The following is a 15746-nucleotide window of genomic DNA, read 5'->3' on the forward strand; positions in this document are numbered from 1 at the left end:
GACGCCAGCTTCGCGCCGGATGATGGCGCTCGTCGATCCCGTGATCGTCTATGCAAAACACGCAATCTAAATTTGTAACCGCGCCAATTTGAACTGCGCAGCGCCGGCTGGCATATTTCGGAGGCTTCAATGGATACGCATCTGGCAAGAACCTCAGGCGGCCGCGGGGATACATCGCTTGAGGAGGCTCGCCGCAAATCTTCGCCGTGCGAGAGGCCTCCGCCGGCGCCGGCGTGCACGATCCGCGACATGGCGCGCGATTTTGGCGTCAGCATCCGCGCCTTGCGTTTCTACGAAGATCGCGGCCTGCTAAGTCCGAAACGGCAGGGCGCGACGCGCCTTTACGGGGCGCGCGAAAGACGCAATCTCAAGATGATTCTCAAGGGCAAGCAGCTCGGATTTACGCTTGCGGAGATCAGCGCCATGCTGGCCTCGCAGAGCGAACTGCTCGAGGCGGACACGTCGGATCTCGAAATGGCGCTCCCGCCGGAGCAGATCATCGCCCAAATCGGGTTCCTCGAACGCCAACGCAAGGAGCTCGACGCAGCCATCGTCGAGTTGAGAAAAGCGCATTGCCGTCTTGTCGAAACCTCATTCCTTGGAGCCACAGCGTGAGGCCGGCCGCCTGATCGGAGGGGTAGGGCGTTAGTCCGAAAAGCTACAATGGCTCCGACAAACATCTCACGGCAGACGGCGCGGACCCTACGAAGTCCGGGGTCTTCCTCACGCAATCCATATCCGCATCCGCCTAACGCGTTCCCTCAGCGCGCCGGCGCGCTTCCGAGCTGATGCCATCGTAGATCGGCGGCGGACGACGGTCGGTCGCGGCGTTTAGCTCGTCATCTGTTTGCTTGGCGCGAAGTTTGCTTCGATTGCGCATTCGCGGGATTGTCACGCCAAGCGGTCCAAAATGTCAGAAAAGATCATCAGCCTTCGCGGCGATATCATCCCGCCGCCGTCCGAGCCCAACCCCACAGTCGTCGAGGAATTGGAGCGTCTTTTGGAAGCCGCCCGTTCTGGCGAAATCCGCGGCTTTGCCGGGGCCTATGTCCATCGGGACAAAGTGGTCTCCTATTCCTACGCCGGCTCGGTTGGCAGCTACGCGATGCTTGGCGGCGTGGAATGTCTCAAGGAGCGGCTTTTGCGCATCGCCATGGATTGCGATTGATCGGCGGCTCTGAGATCCTGACCTGACATGAAAAAGGGGCGCCGCAGAGAGGCGCCCCTTTTCGTTGATTTTGGAGAGTGGCGGAGCCTTAATCGACGGACGCCTGCTGCTCCGCCTTTTCCTTGGCTTCGAGATCTTCGCCGGTCTCCTGATCGACATAACGCATCGACAGCCGAACCTTGCCGCGATCATCGAAGCCAAGCAGCTTCACCTTGACCTTTTCGCCCTCTTTGACCACGTCCGAGGATTTCGCGACACGGCCCTTGGCGAGCTGCGAAATATGCACGAGGCCGTCCTTCGAGCCAAAGAAGTTCACGAAGGCACCGAAATCGACAACTTTGACGACCGTGCCTTCGTAGATCTGGCCAACTTCGGGATCATTGGCGATCGACTTGATCCAGGCGATCGCCGCCTTGATCGAATTTCCGTCTGACGACGCGACCTTCACCGTGCCATCGTCCTCGATATTGATCTTGGCGCCGGTCTTTTCGACGATTTCGCGAATGACCTTGCCGCCCGTGCCGATGACCTCGCGAATCTTGTCGGTCGGGATTTTCAGCGTTTCGATCCGCGGCGCGAACTCGCCGAGTTCGGCGCGGGCGCCGGTCAGAGCCTTCGACATTTCGCCAAGAATATGCAGGCGGCCGCCCTTCGCCTGATCAAGCGCGACCTTCATGATTTCTTCAGTGATGCCCGCGACCTTGATGTCCATCTGCAGCGAGGTGACGCCTTCTTCCGTGCCGGCGACTTTGAAGTCCATGTCGCCGAGATGATCCTCATCGCCCAGGATATCGGACAGGACGGCGAAACGTTCGCCCTCAAGGATGAGGCCCATCGCGATGCCGGCGGTCGGCCGCTTCAGCGGCACGCCCGCGTCCATCAGCGCGAGCGAGGAGCCGCACACTGTCGCCATCGAGGAGGAGCCGTTCGACTCTGTGATCTCGGAGACGATGCGGATCGTATAGGGAAACTCGGCCGCGGTCGGCAGCATCGGCCGGACCGCGCGCCAGGCAAGCTTGCCATGGCCGATCTCGCGGCGCCCGGGCGAGCCCATTCGGCCGGTTTCGCCGACGGAATAGGGAGGAAAATTATAGTGCAGCAGGAAGCGCTCCTTATAGGTGCCTTCCAGGCTGTCAACGAATTGCTCGTCTTCGCCGGTGCCGAGGGTCGCGACCACCAGCGCCTGCGTCTCGCCGCGGGTGAACAAGGCCGAACCATGGGCGCGCGGCAGGATGCCGACTTCGGCGAGGATCGGACGCACAGTTTTGAGGTCGCGTCCGTCGATGCGCACGCCGAGATCGAGAATGTTCCAGCGGACGACCTTGGCCTGAAGATCGTGGAACGCCTCCGCCACTTTCTCCTTGGAGAAGCGCGGCTCGGCGTCTTCCGGGAACAGCGCCAGAGCAACCTTTGCCTTCACGGCGTCGACGGCCTTGTAGCGCTCCTGCTTGGCGGTGATTTTATAGGCTTCGCGCAGCTCGCCTTCAGCAATGTCGCGCACAGCCGCCTCGACCTCGGCCTTGTCGGCGACGGCGAGTTCGCGCGGCTCCTTTGCGGCCTTTTCAGCAAGGCGGATGATCGCGTCGATCACCGGCTGGAAGCCGCGATGGCCGGTCATGACCGCCTCGAGCATCAGCGTTTCGGACAGTTCTTTCGCTTCCGATTCGACCATCAGGACGGCGTCGCCCGTGCCGGCGACGACGAGGTCAAGCGCGGACTCCTTGAGTTCGTCGACCGTCGGATTCAGTTTCAACGCGCCATTGATGTAGCCGACGCGCGCGCCGCCGACCGGGCCCATGAAGGGAATGCCGGAGATCGTCAACGCCGCCGAGGTCGCGACCAAGGCGAGGATATCCGGATCGTTCTCGAGATCATGCGACAGCACGGTCACGACGACCTGCGTATCGTTGCGATATCCTTCCGGAAACAGGGGGCGGATCGGGCGGTCGATCAGGCGCGAGACGAGCGTCTCCTTTTCGGACGGCCGGCCCTCCCGCTTGAAATAACCGCCCGGGATGCGCCCGGCGGCGAAGGCCTTTTCCTGATAATTGACAGTGAGCGGAAAGAAATCGATCCCCGGCTTCGGCGTGCGCGCCGAGACAACGGTAGCGAGGACGGTGGTTTCGCCATAGGTGGCGAGCACGGCGCCGTCGGCCTGGCGAGCGATCCGGCCGGTTTCGAGGGTTAGCTTTCGGCCGGCCCAGTCTAGTTCTTCACGATGGATTTCAAACATATATTCGTCTTTCTTCAGATGAAAGGCGAAGACATGCCAAAGCAAGATGGCAAGAGGCTGTCGGCGGGCGTGGAAAGCCCATGACAGCGCCTGGCGATCCTGCCGTGGCGCGTTGCTTCGCCGGAAGACCGGCGGCCCCGTGCCGCCGCGTCCTTTAGGGGCCTGCGCTTCTGGCGCGCTCGCCCCCGTTATGCGGGCGCGAAATTCCGGATGGAATCTAAAGCGCGCGCTTAAGTCTCTCTTTTTGCATCATGATCTGCCATTTGCAGAGATCATTTGCCGGCGCGAACGACTCTTGACGAGCCGCGAGCCAAAGTTTTGCCGAGGTTCTGTCTCGCGGAAGTTATGATCTTGCCCGCCCGGTTACGCAATGGCGCAAATTCCGCGGCGTTGCGTTGAGTTGCAACGCTGCAGCCGTGCGAACTGTCCCCCGAACAGGATGATCTTGGCCTCAACCAGACCAAACCGCCCCGCCTGGGCACAGGCCGACAAGTCTTTCGACCTGTCGGCGCCATCTGCTAGCGGCGAATGCCGAGGCGCTCGATCAGGGATTTGTAGCGGGGCTCGTCGCGGTTCTTGACATAGTCGAGCAACTGACGGCGCTGCGAGACCATCTTCAAAAGCCCGCGGCGCGAATGGTTGTCTTTGACATGCGTCTTGAAATGTTCGGTGAGATTGACAATCCGTTCGGTCAAGATCGCGACCTGCACCTCGGGCGAACCTGTATCGCCCGATTTCTGGGCATATTCCTTCACGAGCGTCTGCTTGCGCTCTGGCGTAATCGACATCGGGGCAACCTTTCCATAGCAATCGAGCGGACGCGCGGCGCGTCCGCAGGTTTACCCAAAGCGCAGCCGTGCCGGGATGTCGTCCAGCACGGTGGAGCTCAGGGGGCGCGCGAGGACCGCGCAGCGCCCTTATACAGGAAAGCGCGCTCAAGGGAAGCGTCGCTGATTTCGCGCTCCCACCTGCTTCAACGAGAAGGCCGCAAACTTATCATCAAATAAAACAGCCTGTGGGAAGCGCTTGTTCATCGCAATTCTTTACGCATTCTTTGAGTCTGCTCTATAATGTGAAGCATAGACCTAGAGGCTATTTCGGTCAGATTTTAATTAATCGAATCGACAGACGATGCTCAAGATTTTGAATCTGGGGCGATTTCTTTGCGATCAATGGTTCATTCGGTGAACAAGCGCCCAAGATGGCGCTGAAGGAGATCTGTTCTATGTTGGCGATCGGCATCGAGTTGTTGAAATCCGCGAATGAGTTGTTTAGCTCCGCGCAACAATCGGCGACAGCCGAGAGCCAAAGATTCATTCTCCTCATCGGCTGCGGAGCGGCCGTCTTGCTGGTTGGATTTCGCATGCTGCGGAAGCTGCTCGGGAGGTTGCCGCCCGACCCTGATTTTTGTTCGGGCGATGGGCCGGTGACCGAGGCGGAGCGGAATGGCGTCACCGTTGCGAGCCGCGAGGCGATCGAAGCGATGCTGCGCGGCGCCAAAGTGGAGGAGATTGATCTTGCGGCGCGCCGCCAGAACGCGGTCGACACATTGGCGCGGCTGCGGACGCGGCTGGCGCGATCCTGCCCGGACGCGTTGGGGCTTGTGGATCTCGGCGATTTCCGTGGCGCTGGCGAGGCGTTGCGCAAAAGCCGCGAGGCAATCCCGAAAAGCCTAAACGGTGAAGGCGCGCGGCGGGACGCCCAGATCTATGCCGAAGCGGCGGCGCTCGATTTGGTCAAACTCGACTATCGGGGCGCCGCCGAGAATTATGGAGCCGCCGCGGCGCTTGTGGCGCGCTTTTGTGATGATTTGGCTTCAGGTCAGCAGGAATGGCGACTGCGCATGGAGCAGGCCCGCGCGCTGGTTGGCGACGCGACCTATAATAGCAATGATGAGAGCCTCACGACGGCGATCGAGACCTACGACCACGCCTTGAGCCTTGTGCCGCGCCAACAGGCTCCGCATGCCTGGGCCGCGACGCAGTTTCATCGCGGCGACGCCTTGGTCGCCTCCGGCGTCAATGGCGCGGAAGCCAGCAAGGTCGAGGAGGCGATTGATTCTTATCACGCCGCCCTGGAGGAATGGACGCCTCGTTCCTCGCCGTTCGAATGGGCGCGCGCGCAGCACAATCTGGGCGACGCGCTGCAACGGCTCGCCGATTTGGAGAGTGGGGTCGAACGTCTTCGTCCGGCCGAGGACGCCTATCGGGCGGCCCTGAAAGAATGGACAAGGGAGACGGCGCCGGATCTTTGGGCCATGGCGCAAGGCAATCTCGGCGACGTGCTCGCCAAAACTGCGGCCTCGACCGGGGACAGCGGCAAGCTGCGCGAGGCGATCGCGGCCTATCAATCCGCGCTCGCCGAGCTGCGGCGCGAGATCGCGCCGCGAGAATGGACGCAGCTGCAAAACAGCCTTGGGCTCGCGCTCGAGGCGCTGGCGGAGCAGGAAAGCCGGGAGGAGGACTATGGTCATGGTCCTCTGAAGCTTGCCGTCGAGGCGTTCCAAAGCGCTCTTGACGGCCAATCGGCGGAGCACGAACCGGCTCAATTCGCCGCGACCAGCGTCAGCCTCGGCGATTCGCTGCTGGCGCTGGGCGAGTACGAGAGGACGCAAAATCGAAACTATGGCCGGGAGCTGCTGACCCGCGCCGCCGACGCCTATCGCGGCGCGCTCGTCGTGCGTGAGGAGCTAGAGCCAATCGACGTCGCAAAGCTTCAGATTAATCTCGCTTATGCGCTGGGGCTTTTGTGGAGCTGCGACGGCGGGGATGACCTGCTCGACGAGGCGCTTCTGCTTGTCGATGAGGCCATTGCGTTGATCGGAGAGACGGAAGAACGCCAGCATGTTTGCGACGCGGAGCAGGCGCGCGCCAGCATCGTCGAGGCGTTGGGCAGAAGGGCCGCATAGGGAGCGGCCGCTCCGTCTCTTGAGGCGCGGAGCGGCTGCGGCGCATTTGGGCGGCGGCGGATAAGGGCCGCCGCCATTATTTATTGGATGAGGTTCAAAAGTTTCTGGCCGGCGGGAGTGGCGAATTCGGCGGCGTCGAGGGTGCCGTCCTTGTCCGGATCGGCCTTCTTGAAGGCCGCCTCGATCTCGGCCGCATATTCTTTCGCATCGACCGTGCCGTCCTTGTCGGGATCGGCGGCGGCGAAGTCATGCACGGCGGTCGCCGCTTCCTTGGCGTCAAGCGTGCCGTCCTTGTCCGGATCAAGCGACAAAAATTTCTTGTGACCCGCCGCCTGCGCTTCGGCGAGGCTGACCGTCCCGTCATTGTCGGGATCGAGCACTTTCAGATTCGCCGTTGCGGAGAAGGCCGGCAAGGCGAACACGCCAACGCAAAGAGCCAGAACGGAAACGGCCGCGGTATTTTTGAAGGACATAAAGATCACCTATGCATTTTTCTACGGTAGCATAGCTATAACACCTTGGAATCAGGGAGTGAATCCCTAAAATACAGAAAAATTATGGGAAAAAATCCCGCTTATTGAATGAACTTTTCTACGTCGCGAGGGCGGCGTCGCTCGGACGTAAAATGTCAACGCGGCTCGGCGAATGGGTTTCGGACGAAAAATCGGCGTATCGACGTTTCAGCTGTTCCGATATTCGCGCCAGCCCTTGGCCCGCAGCTGGCAGGCCGGGCATTCGCCGCAGCCATAGCCCCAGTTATGCCGCTTGCCGCGTTCGCCAAGATAGCAGGTGTGCGTTTCTTCGAGAATGATTGCGATCAGCGCCTTGCCGCCAAGCCGCTCGGCGAGACGCCAGGTCGCGGCCTTATCGAGCCACATTAACGGCGTCTCGACGTTGAAGCGCGTATCCATTCCAAGATTGAGCGCGATCTGCATGGCCTTGACGGTATCGTCGCGGCAATCGGGATAGCCGGAAAAATCGGTCTCGCACATGCCGCCGATGATCTGCGTCAGGCCGCGGCGGTAGGCGAGCGCGCCCGCGAAGGTCAGGAACAACAGGTTGCGGCCGGGCACGAAAGTGTTCGGCAGGCCATTGGCGTCAAAGGCGATTTCGACGTCATGGGTCATCGCCGTGGTCGCGATTTCGGCGAGCGCGCCGATGCGCACCAGATGATCCTCGCCGAGCTTGTCTTTCCAGGCGGGGAAATCGCGCAATAGCGCGTCGCGGATCTTGCCGCGTTGGTCGAGCTCGATCCGGTGCCGCTGATCGTAATCGAAGCCGATCGTCTCGACGTGATCATAACGGTCGAGCGCATAGGCGAGGCAGGTCGTCGAATCCTGGCCGCCGGAAAAAAGGGTCAGGGCGCCGCGGCGCGCCGGCCTATCTGGCATTCCAGAACACGTCCTCTGCGACCCAGGCCGTCAGCAGAAGATTGGCGATGGCGACTTTTGAGGGACAGGTCAGCCCGTCGGGATGGGAATCATTCAGCATCTGGCGGACTTCGTCGCGGGAAAACCAGCGCGCGTGCTCGAGCTCCTGGTCCGTCGGGGACAAATCCCGGCTGAGCGCTTGCGCAACGCAGCCGATCATCAGCGAACTTGGAAATGGCCATGGCTGCGAGGCGAGATAGTCAACCCGCCCGACGCTGATTCCGGCCTCCTCGGCGACTTCGCGGCGCACGGCGTGCTCGATGGTCTCGCCGGTCTCCATAAAGCCGGCGAGGCAGGAATACATTTTTGGGGCGAAATTGGCCTGCCGCCCGAGAAGGCAATCATCGCCATCGACGACGAGCATGATGACGGCCGGATCGGTGCGCGGAAAATGCTGCGCGCCGCAGGACTCGCAGCCGCGCCGCCACCCGCCGGCGCGCGGATGGGTTGGCGCGCCGCAGTTCGAGCAGAATCGGTGCCGCGCATGCCATGACAGGAGGCTTTTGGCTTCTCCGAGCGGTCCCACCACATCGGCCGGCAAAAGCCCCTGCGTCGCAATCAGGCGAATATCGAGAAAGGCGATATCGGTCGCGGCAGGAAGGTCCTCCTCCCGTTCGATGAGGCTCGCAAACAGCGCCGATTGCTTGTCGAAGCCAAGAAACGCCGTCTCACGAATCGCGCCAAGGGCCGCCGCCTCGCTGAGCGTAAAGAACGGGTCGAAGCCGGATTCGCCGCGCTTGACCACCGGCATTTCGCCGGCGAGCACGAGCGTGCGCGCCGTCGCGGAATCCTGCAGGCTGCGAAGGAATTCGGCGTCGTGACGGCGTATCGACATGCGGTCGAGCGAATTGACCGAAAAACCCGCCGCCGCAGAGCGATCGGCCGGATCGGGAGGAGGGGGCGCGCTGCCGTGCATCGAATGTCCTGAAATTGCGAGAGGCCTTGCCCCGGAGAGGCTAGCGTGAGGCCAGGGCCTAACGGCGGCGAATTTAAGCCCTTCCCACGTTTCTACCAAATGAGGCGACAATGCGTCTTTGGCGGGAAGGTTGGCGCCTTCGGCAAAAAGGTTGCGAAAACGGCCGCGGCGGTCCAAATAGGGCTTGGGAGGTTGGCGGTGGACGCACCACTCGCCAACCGGGTCAGGTCCGGAAGGAAGCAGCCCTAACGAGACCGGGCGGGTCTCTGTCCAGCCTCCCACCGATCAGCCGCAGCGTTCGCGGCGGCGCGGCCAAGGCCGGTTCTCCATCTGGGTCATCGATGCAGGACGATCGCGAGGACGGTCGAATCGAGGTTGCGGACGGCCAGGGCGCCGGCTTGTTCGGCGCAGCGCCGTCTCCCGCCGCGGCGGCGGCGACGCCCTATCGCGTTCTGGCGCGCAAATACCGGCCGTCGTCGTTCGACGATCTGATCGGTCAGGAGGCGATGGTCCGGACGCTGTCGAACGCCTTCGATCTCGGCCGCATCCATCAGGCCTATATTCTCACTGGCGTGCGCGGAGTCGGCAAGACGACCACGGCCCGCATTCTCGCTCGCGCCTTCAATTATGAGCTTCCCACGGGCGACGGACGCCCGGCAGTCGACGGCCCGACCATCCACATGGCGGGATTTGGCGCGCATTGTCAGGCGATCATGGAATCGCGCCACGTCGACGTCATCGAGATGGACGCCGCCTCGCATACCGGCATCGACGACGTGCGCGAGATCATCGAAGGCGCCCGCTACAAGCCGGTCATGGCGCGCTTCAAGGTCTATATCATCGACGAAGTGCATATGCTCTCGCGCCAGGCATTCAATGGGCTGCTCAAGACGCTCGAAGAGCCGCCGGACCATGTGAAATTCCTGTTCGCGACGACCGAGATCGAGAAAGTGCCGGTAACGGTGCGCTCGCGCTGCCAGCGTTTCGATCTGCGTCGAATAGACGCCGGCGAGCTTTCGACCTTTCTTGCGACGATCTGCGCCAGGGAAAAAGTCGCGATCGAGGATGAGGCGCTGGCCCTGATCGCCCGCGCCGCGGAAGGCTCCGTCCGCGACGCTCTGTCCCTGCTCGATCAGGCGATCGCGCATGGGCCGTCGGCCGATCAAATCGGCGCAAAGGGGATTTCCGCCGAAGCGCTGCGCGCAATGCTTGGCCTTGCCGACCGCGGACGCATCATCGACCTCTTCGACGCCCTGATGCGCGGCCGGATCGCCGAGGCGCTGACCGGGCTGAAGGATCTTTACGACGGCGGCGCGGACCCTACCGCGATTATGGTCGAACTGGCCGAATTCACCCATCTCGTCACGCGGCTGAAGCTTGCGCCGGAGTCGAGCGAAGACAGCTCCATCACGCCGGAGGAGCGCAAGCGCGGCGCGGAGTTCGCCGCCAGTCTCTCGATGGCCGTCCTGACCCGGACCTGGCAATTGCTGTCGAAGGGTTTGCAGGAGATCAAGGATTCGCCGCGTCCGCTCGCCGCCGCCGATATGGTGCTGGTGCGGCTCGCCTATGCCGCCGATCTGCCGACGCCCGATAAAGCGCTGCGCAAGCTCGCGTCGCTGACCGGGGATTTTTCGGCCCCGCCGAGAGCCGGCGTCGCAGCTCCCGACCGGGGCGATCCGGTCGATCGCACGCAAAACCTTCGCGCGCCGGCGCCCCGTATGATCTCGACGGGCGCTGGGGGATCCGCCGCTGCGCCGGCCGAGGCCCCGGCGGAGCCTTCGGCAAGGCTCAGCAGCTTTGCCGATATCGTCGCCCTCGCCGCCAAGCATCGCGACATCCAAATGAAGCTGGCGCTTGAACGCGATGTGCGGCTGGTGCGTTTCCAGGACGGCTCCATCGAATTTGCGCCGGGTCCCCACGCCTCGCCGCAGCTTGCGCCTATGCTGATGCGCAAATTGCAGGAATGGACGGGACGCCGCTGGCTCGTTGCGGTATCGAGGGAGGCGGGGCGCCCGAGCCTCAAGGACGAAGCCGACGCTAAGGCCGAGGCGGCGATGGAGGGGGTGCGGGCGGATCCGCTGGTGCGCCGCGCGCTGGAGCTTTTCCCCGGCGCCGAGATCGTCGCGGTGCGCACGGCGCAGGAGCCAGCGCAACCCGCCGCCTCAAGCGAGTCGGGCGAAGGCGATATTGGCTTTGCCGACGACTTCTATGCCGAAGTCGACCTGTGACAGGAGAAGCGGCGGGACAAGCGCCGCTTAACGATGAGGACGGATCATGCGCGATATGCTGGGTTTGATGAAGCAGGCTCAGGCCATGCAGGAGAAGATCCAGCAGATGCAGGCCGAGATCGAGCGGCTCGAAGTCGAGGGCCAGTCGGGCGGCGGCATGGTTCGCGTCACCCTCAGCGCCAAGGGGCAGCTGCGCAATCTCGCCATCGACGATCAGCTGATCAAGGCGGATGAAAAGCAAATTCTCGAAGACCTCATCATCACCGCCCATGAGGACGCGCGCAAAAAGGCCGAGCGTCTGATGGAGGAGAAGATGCAAGGCGTGACGGCGGGGCTCGCGCTGCCGCCGGGCATGAAGCTGCCGTTCTAGAGCGTGACGCCGAAAAGTCGCCGCCTTTGGACCGACATCCCGCTAATTATTCAGAACCAATGACGTTTGATGATTTTGGACCAGGTCCAAAATCCTCGTGATCTAATGGCGGAAATTTGATGGGCGATCGCATTTGCGGTCCCGAGATTGAACGTCTCATCCAGCTGCTGGCGCGGCTGCCGGGCCTTGGTCCGCGTTCGGCGCGGCGCGCGGCGCTGCATCTCATCCGCAAGCGTGAGGAATTGTTTGGGCCGCTCGCGGAGGCGATGCGCGTCGCCCGCGACACGATCGTTTCGTGTTCGGTCTGTGGCAATGTCGACAGCTGTGATCCTTGCACCATCTGCCGCGACGAGCGGCGCGATCCCTCGACGCTGATTGTCGTCGAGACCGTCGGCGATCTCTGGGCGCTGGAGCGCTCCGGCGCCGTCAAGGGGCGCTATCACGTGCTCGGCGGCGTCCTGTCGCCGCTCGACGGCGTCGGCCCCAAGGATCTCAACATTTCAAGCCTAATCGAGCGGGTCGCCGCCGGCGGAATTTCAGAAGTCGTTCTGGCGGTCAACGCCACCGTCGATGGCCAGACGACGGCGCATTATGTGACGGATCTCATCTCTCATCTTAATGTGCGCACCACCCGTCTCGCGCATGGCGTTCCGGTCGGCGGCGAACTCGACTATCTCGACGAAGGCACGCTGGCGGCGGCTCTCCGCGCGCGGACGGATTTTTAGGAGTCCAGCTTCGCGGCCGCACCGGATTTCCGTGGGCTCTGGTTGATCATCCAGAGGGCGCAGCCGATCAGCACGCCGCCTGCTCCTTGAGCCGCCGATAAGGTCGAGCCGAGCAAAGCGGCCGAAAGAATCACGGTGAACAGAGGCGCGAGAAAAAGATAGCCGCTGGAGCGCGTCGCGCCGCCCCGCGTGAGGGCGAGAAACCACAGGCCGAACGATCCGGTCGAGCCGGGAATCGCCAGCCACAGGAACCAGCCCCAGGCGGACAGTGGCAGATGCTGCGGCCAGTTTTCGCCGCGCGCATAAGCGACGATCAGCAAGGCGAGCGCGCCGATCAGCATCTGCCAGAATGTCAGGGCCCAGGTTTCGATCGGCAGGCGCGCGCGCTTGTTGAGAAGCGTCGACCCGGTCCAGGACAGAGCCGCGCCGAGCCCCAGTAATTCGCCGCCGATCGCGCCCTCGCGCAGGCTGAAGCCGCCGCCGAGCGCCAGCGCGACGCCGCCGACGCCGAGCGCAAGGCCTGTCAGGCGCAGGCCCGACAGGCGTTCATCGAGCACGGCATGGCCGATGAGCGCGACCCACAAGGGATTGGTGAAGAGAAGGATCGCGGCGGTCGGCGGCGCGATCGTCTCCATCGCCCAGAACAGAAGGCCCATCGCCATCGCCGTCTGCAACACGCCGATGGCGGCGACGGTCATCCAGTCGGCAACGTCCAGCCGCCGCGGCAGAAGCGCGGCGCGAAAATCATCCGTCGTGAGATAGAGAACCAGCGCCGCCGCCAATGCGGCGAGGACGAAACGCCAGCCGACCAGCAGAAAAGCGGGAACGTCATGCGCCAGCAGAATTTTGCCGGCGATGAAGCTCGAGGCCATCAGAAAGGTGGCGGCGACAAGGATCGCATAATAAAGCGCGAGGCCTTGAGTCGAATCGCCTGACTTTTGTAAAGTCATTCATAAACTCCTGCACGCGATCCTGCTTACGGTCGATGTGCGCCGACCCCGGCGTTGTCGTCCTGTAACAGATCCTGTGCTATCGATGATGAAGCCGCGCCGCGTCGTCCGGCGCCGCGCAGAAAATTGAACTTGCGGCCTGAAGCGACAACGCCGCGAACGTTCCGCCGGACGACGTGTTGCAAGATCTGAAAACGGGCTGGATCACAAGCCTGGGCAAGCAAGACCGTCAAATCGGGGAGGAAATATGGGCAATCCTTTCGTGCATGTCGAACTGACGACGACCGACATCGGCAAGGCGAAGTCCTTTTACAAGGATCTGTTCGCCTGGGAGCTGACCGACCAGCAAATGTCGCCCGAGATGACTTACACCTTGATCAATGTGGGCGAAGGCACGGGAGGCGGCATGTTTCAGGCGCCGGTCCCCGGCATGCCCTCAGCGTGGATGCCTTATGTGCTCGTCGACGATATTGTCGCCATGACGGAGAAAGCGAAGTCGCTCGGCGCGAAGGTGTGTCACGAGGTGACCGAGGTTGGGGATTTTGGCGTTTTGTCGATCATCTCCGATCCGACCGGCGCGACGATCGGCTTCTGGCAGCCCAAGACGAAATAGGCGCTTATTCGGCCGCCTTCAGCTTGTCGCCGCCAGGCGCATCCGAAAAGTCCATTTCGTCGATGCGCTCGCCGGTCCGGGCGATCCGGTCGGCTGAGGCGATGAGCTGTCCGACATCCTGCTGCGCGTTCTGGAAATGAGCGTCGAGTTTCAGGGCGCGCGCCCGCAGCCGCGCGACGTCCTCGACGAGGCGGCGCACCTCGGCCTGGATGACATGGGTCTGCTCGCGCACCCGCGCGTCGCGCACCAGCGCCTGCGTCAGCTGCATCGCCATCATCAGCAGCGACGGCGAAACAATGATGATCCGGCTGCGATGGGCTTTTTGCACGATATCGTCGAAATGTTCGTTGATGTCGGCGTAAAGCGATTCGGAAGGCACGAACATCAGCGCGATATCCTGCGTTTCCTCGGGCAGAAAATAGCGCTCGGCGATGTCCCGGATATGCTTGCCAAGATCCGCGCGCGCCCGCGCCGCGGCGTGTTTTTTCGCCTCGAAACTCTGGGCCGCCTTATGAGCCGTGAACGCTTCGAGCGGAAATTTGGCGTCGATCACCATCAGCCGCGGATCGCCCGGCATCCGAATGACGCAGTCCGGGCGCATCCTGTTCGAGAGCGTGTGCTGAAAAGCATAAGCGGAGGAAGGCAGGGCGTCGCTGATGATCGCTTCCATGCGGCCTTGTCCGAAAGCGCCGCGCGCCTGCTTATTGGCGAGAATGTCCTTGAGCCCGACCATGTCCTGCGACAAACCCGTCAGGCGCGCCTGCGCGGCGTCGATCACGGCCAGGCGCTCGTTCAACCTTGCGAGCTGCTCGCCGGCGTTGCGGCCGGAGGCCTCGACATCGGCGCCGACCCGCTCGCCGACGGCGTCGAGCCGCGCCGCGACGAAGCGCGCGAGGTCGCTCTGGCGCGATCCGAACGAATCGGCCACGGCGCGCATGCGGCCCGAAAGCTCAGCGTTCTGCCGCGCGATCGCGCCGAGCGCCTGCTCTATCTCATATTGGCGCCCGGCGGCGGCCATCGCCGCGACGCTGTTGCGGCGCGACGACCGCGCCAGGCTGATGGCAAAGATAAAGAGCAGCACAAGCGCGGCGCCGACCCCGGCGAGCATGAGCTGCGGAGCTGTGAGCGGCGCGCCATTGAGCCATGCGACAAGGCGGTCCATGAAGGATCTTGATTCGATTCGGGCCCGGATACAGACAGGGAAGCGGCCAATCGTGAACGAACATAGAACATCTGGTCCGGGCAGCGCAAGGGCGGCGGTTGTTGGCAGGGGCCGGATGTTTCGACCGGCGAGGCGGCCGATAAAAAAACACTAACGAAAGACCTTCGCGCGATGCGCTTCATGTTCCATGTGCTCTACGACGCCGCCATGAATTTCGTGCAGGACGACGGCTGGGCGATCTCCAGCCATATCGCGCTGTCTATTCTGACTTCGATGTTTCCATTTCTGATTTTCGTGACGGCGCTGGCTGGATTTCTCGGCTCCGCCGATCTCTCTCAGGAGGCCGTGCAGATCCTGTTTCAGACCTGGCCCGAACAGGTGGCGAAGCCGCTTGCGAGCGAAGTGCATAATGTGCTGACCCAGACGCGCGGCGGCCTTGTGACCCTCGGCGGCGTGCTCTCGATCTATTTCTCGTCGAGCGGCGTCGAGGCGTTGCGGATCGCGCTCAATCGCGCCTATGGCGTTGCGGAAACGCGACCGTGGTACGTGCTGCGGCTCGAATCGATCGGCTATGTAATGATCGGCGCGGTCGCTCTGCTGACGCTGACCTTGTCGGTCGTCTTCGCCCCGCTGATCTGGACCATCGCGCTCCACTTCGCGCCGCATCTTGAGCCGCTGGACCGGCTCGTGACTTTCAGCCGGTTCGGCATCGCGACGCTGGTCCTGCTGCTGGCTCTTGTCATCGTGCATAAATTTCTGCCTGCGGGCAGGCGCACGCTCTGGCAGATCTTCCCGGGCATCGTCTTCACCTTCGCCCTCTGGGTCGCCGGCGGCGCGATTTTCGGCTCCTATCTCGCCGAATTCGCGCGCAACTATGTGACGACCTACGCCGGGCTAGCCTCGGTTATGATCGCCCTTGTGTTCCTCTATATGATCTCGTCGATCTTTATCGCCGGCGGCGAGCTGAACGCGGCTTTGCTGCGCGCGCGGGCGGCGGCGGAAAAGGAAAAGAAATCGGGCGCCGTTTCGGCGCCTTGAATTTT

The 15746-nt window shown here is 62.7% G+C and carries 15 protein-coding genes and 1 other RNA gene; 9 read left to right on the plus strand and 7 right to left on the minus strand.

Features of this window, described 5'->3' with window-relative positions:
• Positions 1-249 precede the first annotated feature (249 nt).
• Together MSIL_RS01370 and MSIL_RS01375 are read left to right on the plus strand one after the other, a co-directional pair.
• Positions 250-615: a MerR family transcriptional regulator gene (locus MSIL_RS01370; RefSeq protein ID WP_244406194.1), complete on the plus strand. Its 366-nt coding sequence runs from the start codon at positions 250-252 to the stop codon at positions 613-615.
• A gap of 295 nt (positions 616-910) precedes the next feature.
• The gene (locus MSIL_RS01375; RefSeq protein WP_012589316.1) at positions 911-1168 is read left to right on the plus strand and encodes an LptE family protein; all 258 of its coding nucleotides are present in this window, start codon (positions 911-913) and stop codon (positions 1166-1168) included.
• Positions 1169-1256: 88 nt separating this feature from the next.
• On the opposite strand, the gene pnp is transcribed toward MSIL_RS01375, so the two are convergent.
• Both pnp and rpsO read right to left on the minus strand, forming a co-directional pair.
• Positions 1257-3401 carry a polyribonucleotide nucleotidyltransferase gene (gene pnp, locus MSIL_RS01380; RefSeq protein WP_012589317.1) on the minus strand — a complete coding sequence of 715 codons (2145 nt, stop codon included), beginning with the start codon at positions 3399-3401 and terminating at the stop codon, positions 1257-1259.
• Between the two features lie 518 nt (positions 3402-3919).
• Complete coding sequence (rpsO, locus tag MSIL_RS01385) at positions 3920-4189, minus strand: 30S ribosomal protein S15 (RefSeq protein ID WP_012589318.1); 270 nt, start codon at positions 4187-4189, stop codon at positions 3920-3922.
• Positions 4190-4626: 437 nt separating this feature from the next.
• Here rpsO and MSIL_RS01390 point away from each other — a divergent pair, with 437 nt between their 5' ends.
• The gene (locus tag MSIL_RS01390; protein ID WP_012589319.1) at positions 4627-6309 is read left to right on the plus strand and encodes a tetratricopeptide repeat protein; all 1683 of its coding nucleotides are present in this window, start codon (positions 4627-4629) and stop codon (positions 6307-6309) included.
• An 80-nt stretch (positions 6310-6389) separates the two neighbouring features.
• On the opposite strand, the gene lanM is transcribed toward MSIL_RS01390, so the two are convergent.
• The 3 genes from lanM to nudC all read right to left on the minus strand — a co-directional run bounded on the left by lanM (position 6390) and on the right by nudC (position 8655).
• Positions 6390-6782 (minus strand): lanmodulin LanM, encoded by a 393-nt coding sequence (gene lanM / locus MSIL_RS01395; protein ID WP_012589320.1) that lies wholly within the window; start codon positions 6780-6782, stop codon positions 6390-6392.
• A gap of 207 nt (positions 6783-6989) precedes the next feature.
• On the minus strand, positions 6990-7700 hold the full coding sequence (queC, locus tag MSIL_RS01400) for a 7-cyano-7-deazaguanine synthase QueC (protein WP_012589321.1): 711 nt from the start codon (positions 7698-7700) through the stop codon (positions 6990-6992).
• Positions 7690-8655 carry an NAD(+) diphosphatase gene (gene nudC, locus MSIL_RS01405; RefSeq protein WP_012589322.1) on the minus strand — a complete coding sequence of 322 codons (966 nt, stop codon included), beginning with the start codon at positions 8653-8655 and terminating at the stop codon, positions 7690-7692. The genes queC and nudC overlap by 11 nt, the downstream gene beginning before the upstream one ends.
• A gap of 186 nt (positions 8656-8841) precedes the next feature.
• Between nudC and ffs the strand changes: the two genes are divergently transcribed.
• The 4 genes from ffs to recR all read left to right on the plus strand — a co-directional run bounded on the left by ffs (position 8842) and on the right by recR (position 11978).
• An RNA gene (gene ffs / locus MSIL_RS20435) (signal recognition particle sRNA small type) lies at positions 8842-8938 on the plus strand.
• 58 nt (positions 8939-8996) lie between these two features.
• Entirely contained in the window at positions 8997-10883 is a 1887-nt protein-coding gene (locus tag MSIL_RS01410) for a DNA polymerase III subunit gamma/tau (protein ID WP_012589323.1), read from the plus strand.
• Between the two features lie 46 nt (positions 10884-10929).
• Positions 10930-11253: a YbaB/EbfC family nucleoid-associated protein gene (locus tag MSIL_RS01415; protein ID WP_012589324.1), complete on the plus strand. Its 324-nt coding sequence runs from the start codon at positions 10930-10932 to the stop codon at positions 11251-11253.
• 119 nt (positions 11254-11372) lie between these two features.
• Positions 11373-11978: a recombination mediator RecR gene (recR, locus tag MSIL_RS01420; protein ID WP_012589325.1), complete on the plus strand. Its 606-nt coding sequence runs from the start codon at positions 11373-11375 to the stop codon at positions 11976-11978.
• Here recR and MSIL_RS01425 read toward each other — a convergent pair.
• A complete protein-coding gene (locus MSIL_RS01425; protein WP_012589326.1) occupies positions 11975-12928 on the minus strand; it encodes a DMT family transporter in 954 nt (317 codons plus the stop codon). The genes recR and MSIL_RS01425 overlap by 4 nt on opposite strands.
• A gap of 247 nt (positions 12929-13175) precedes the next feature.
• Between MSIL_RS01425 and MSIL_RS01430 the strand changes: the two genes are divergently transcribed.
• Positions 13176-13541, plus strand: a complete 366-nt coding sequence (locus MSIL_RS01430; protein ID WP_012589327.1) for a VOC family protein — start codon at positions 13176-13178, stop codon at positions 13539-13541.
• A 4-nt stretch (positions 13542-13545) separates the two neighbouring features.
• Here the strand turns inward: MSIL_RS01430 and MSIL_RS01435 are convergent, their stop codons facing one another.
• Complete coding sequence (locus tag MSIL_RS01435; protein ID WP_012589328.1) at positions 13546-14703, minus strand: DNA recombination protein RmuC; 1158 nt, start codon at positions 14701-14703, stop codon at positions 13546-13548.
• 171 nt (positions 14704-14874) lie between these two features.
• On the opposite strand from MSIL_RS01435, the gene MSIL_RS01440 reads away from it, so the two are divergent.
• Entirely contained in the window at positions 14875-15741 is an 867-nt protein-coding gene (locus tag MSIL_RS01440; protein ID WP_012589329.1) for a YihY/virulence factor BrkB family protein, read from the plus strand.
• The last annotated feature ends 5 nt before the right edge of the window (positions 15742-15746 follow it).

The sequence above is a fragment of the Methylocella silvestris BL2 genome (assembly GCF_000021745.1).
GTDB classification, from domain to species: Bacteria; Pseudomonadota; Alphaproteobacteria; order Rhizobiales; family Beijerinckiaceae; genus Methylocapsa; species Methylocapsa silvestris.

Excerpts from the sequence above, each read along its gene's own strand:
- MSIL_RS01370 (WP_244406194.1), top strand. The coding sequence starts at position 250 with ATGGCGCGCGATTTTGGCGTCAGCATCCGCGCCTTGCGTTTCTACGAA.
- MSIL_RS01375 (WP_012589316.1), top strand. The coding sequence starts at position 911 with ATGTCAGAAAAGATCATCAGCCTTCGCGGCGATATCATCCCGCCGCCG.
- pnp (WP_012589317.1), bottom strand. The coding sequence starts at position 3,401 with ATGTTTGAAATCCATCGTGAAGAACTAGACTGGGCCGGCCGAAAGCTA.
- rpsO (WP_012589318.1), bottom strand. The coding sequence starts at position 4,189 with ATGTCGATTACGCCAGAGCGCAAGCAGACGCTCGTGAAGGAATATGCC.
- MSIL_RS01390 (WP_012589319.1), top strand. The coding sequence starts at position 4,627 with ATGTTGGCGATCGGCATCGAGTTGTTGAAATCCGCGAATGAGTTGTTT.
- lanM (WP_012589320.1), bottom strand. The coding sequence starts at position 6,782 with ATGTCCTTCAAAAATACCGCGGCCGTTTCCGTTCTGGCTCTTTGCGTT.
- queC (WP_012589321.1), bottom strand. The coding sequence starts at position 7,700 with ATGCCAGATAGGCCGGCGCGCCGCGGCGCCCTGACCCTTTTTTCCGGC.
- nudC (WP_012589322.1), bottom strand. The coding sequence starts at position 8,655 with ATGCACGGCAGCGCGCCCCCTCCTCCCGATCCGGCCGATCGCTCTGCG.
- MSIL_RS01410 (WP_012589323.1), top strand. The coding sequence starts at position 8,997 with ATGCAGGACGATCGCGAGGACGGTCGAATCGAGGTTGCGGACGGCCAG.
- MSIL_RS01415 (WP_012589324.1), top strand. The coding sequence starts at position 10,930 with ATGCGCGATATGCTGGGTTTGATGAAGCAGGCTCAGGCCATGCAGGAG.
- recR (WP_012589325.1), top strand. The coding sequence starts at position 11,373 with ATGGGCGATCGCATTTGCGGTCCCGAGATTGAACGTCTCATCCAGCTG.
- MSIL_RS01425 (WP_012589326.1), bottom strand. The coding sequence starts at position 12,928 with ATGACTTTACAAAAGTCAGGCGATTCGACTCAAGGCCTCGCGCTTTAT.
- MSIL_RS01430 (WP_012589327.1), top strand. The coding sequence starts at position 13,176 with ATGGGCAATCCTTTCGTGCATGTCGAACTGACGACGACCGACATCGGC.
- MSIL_RS01435 (WP_012589328.1), bottom strand. The coding sequence starts at position 14,703 with ATGGACCGCCTTGTCGCATGGCTCAATGGCGCGCCGCTCACAGCTCCG.
- MSIL_RS01440 (WP_012589329.1), top strand. The coding sequence starts at position 14,875 with ATGCGCTTCATGTTCCATGTGCTCTACGACGCCGCCATGAATTTCGTG.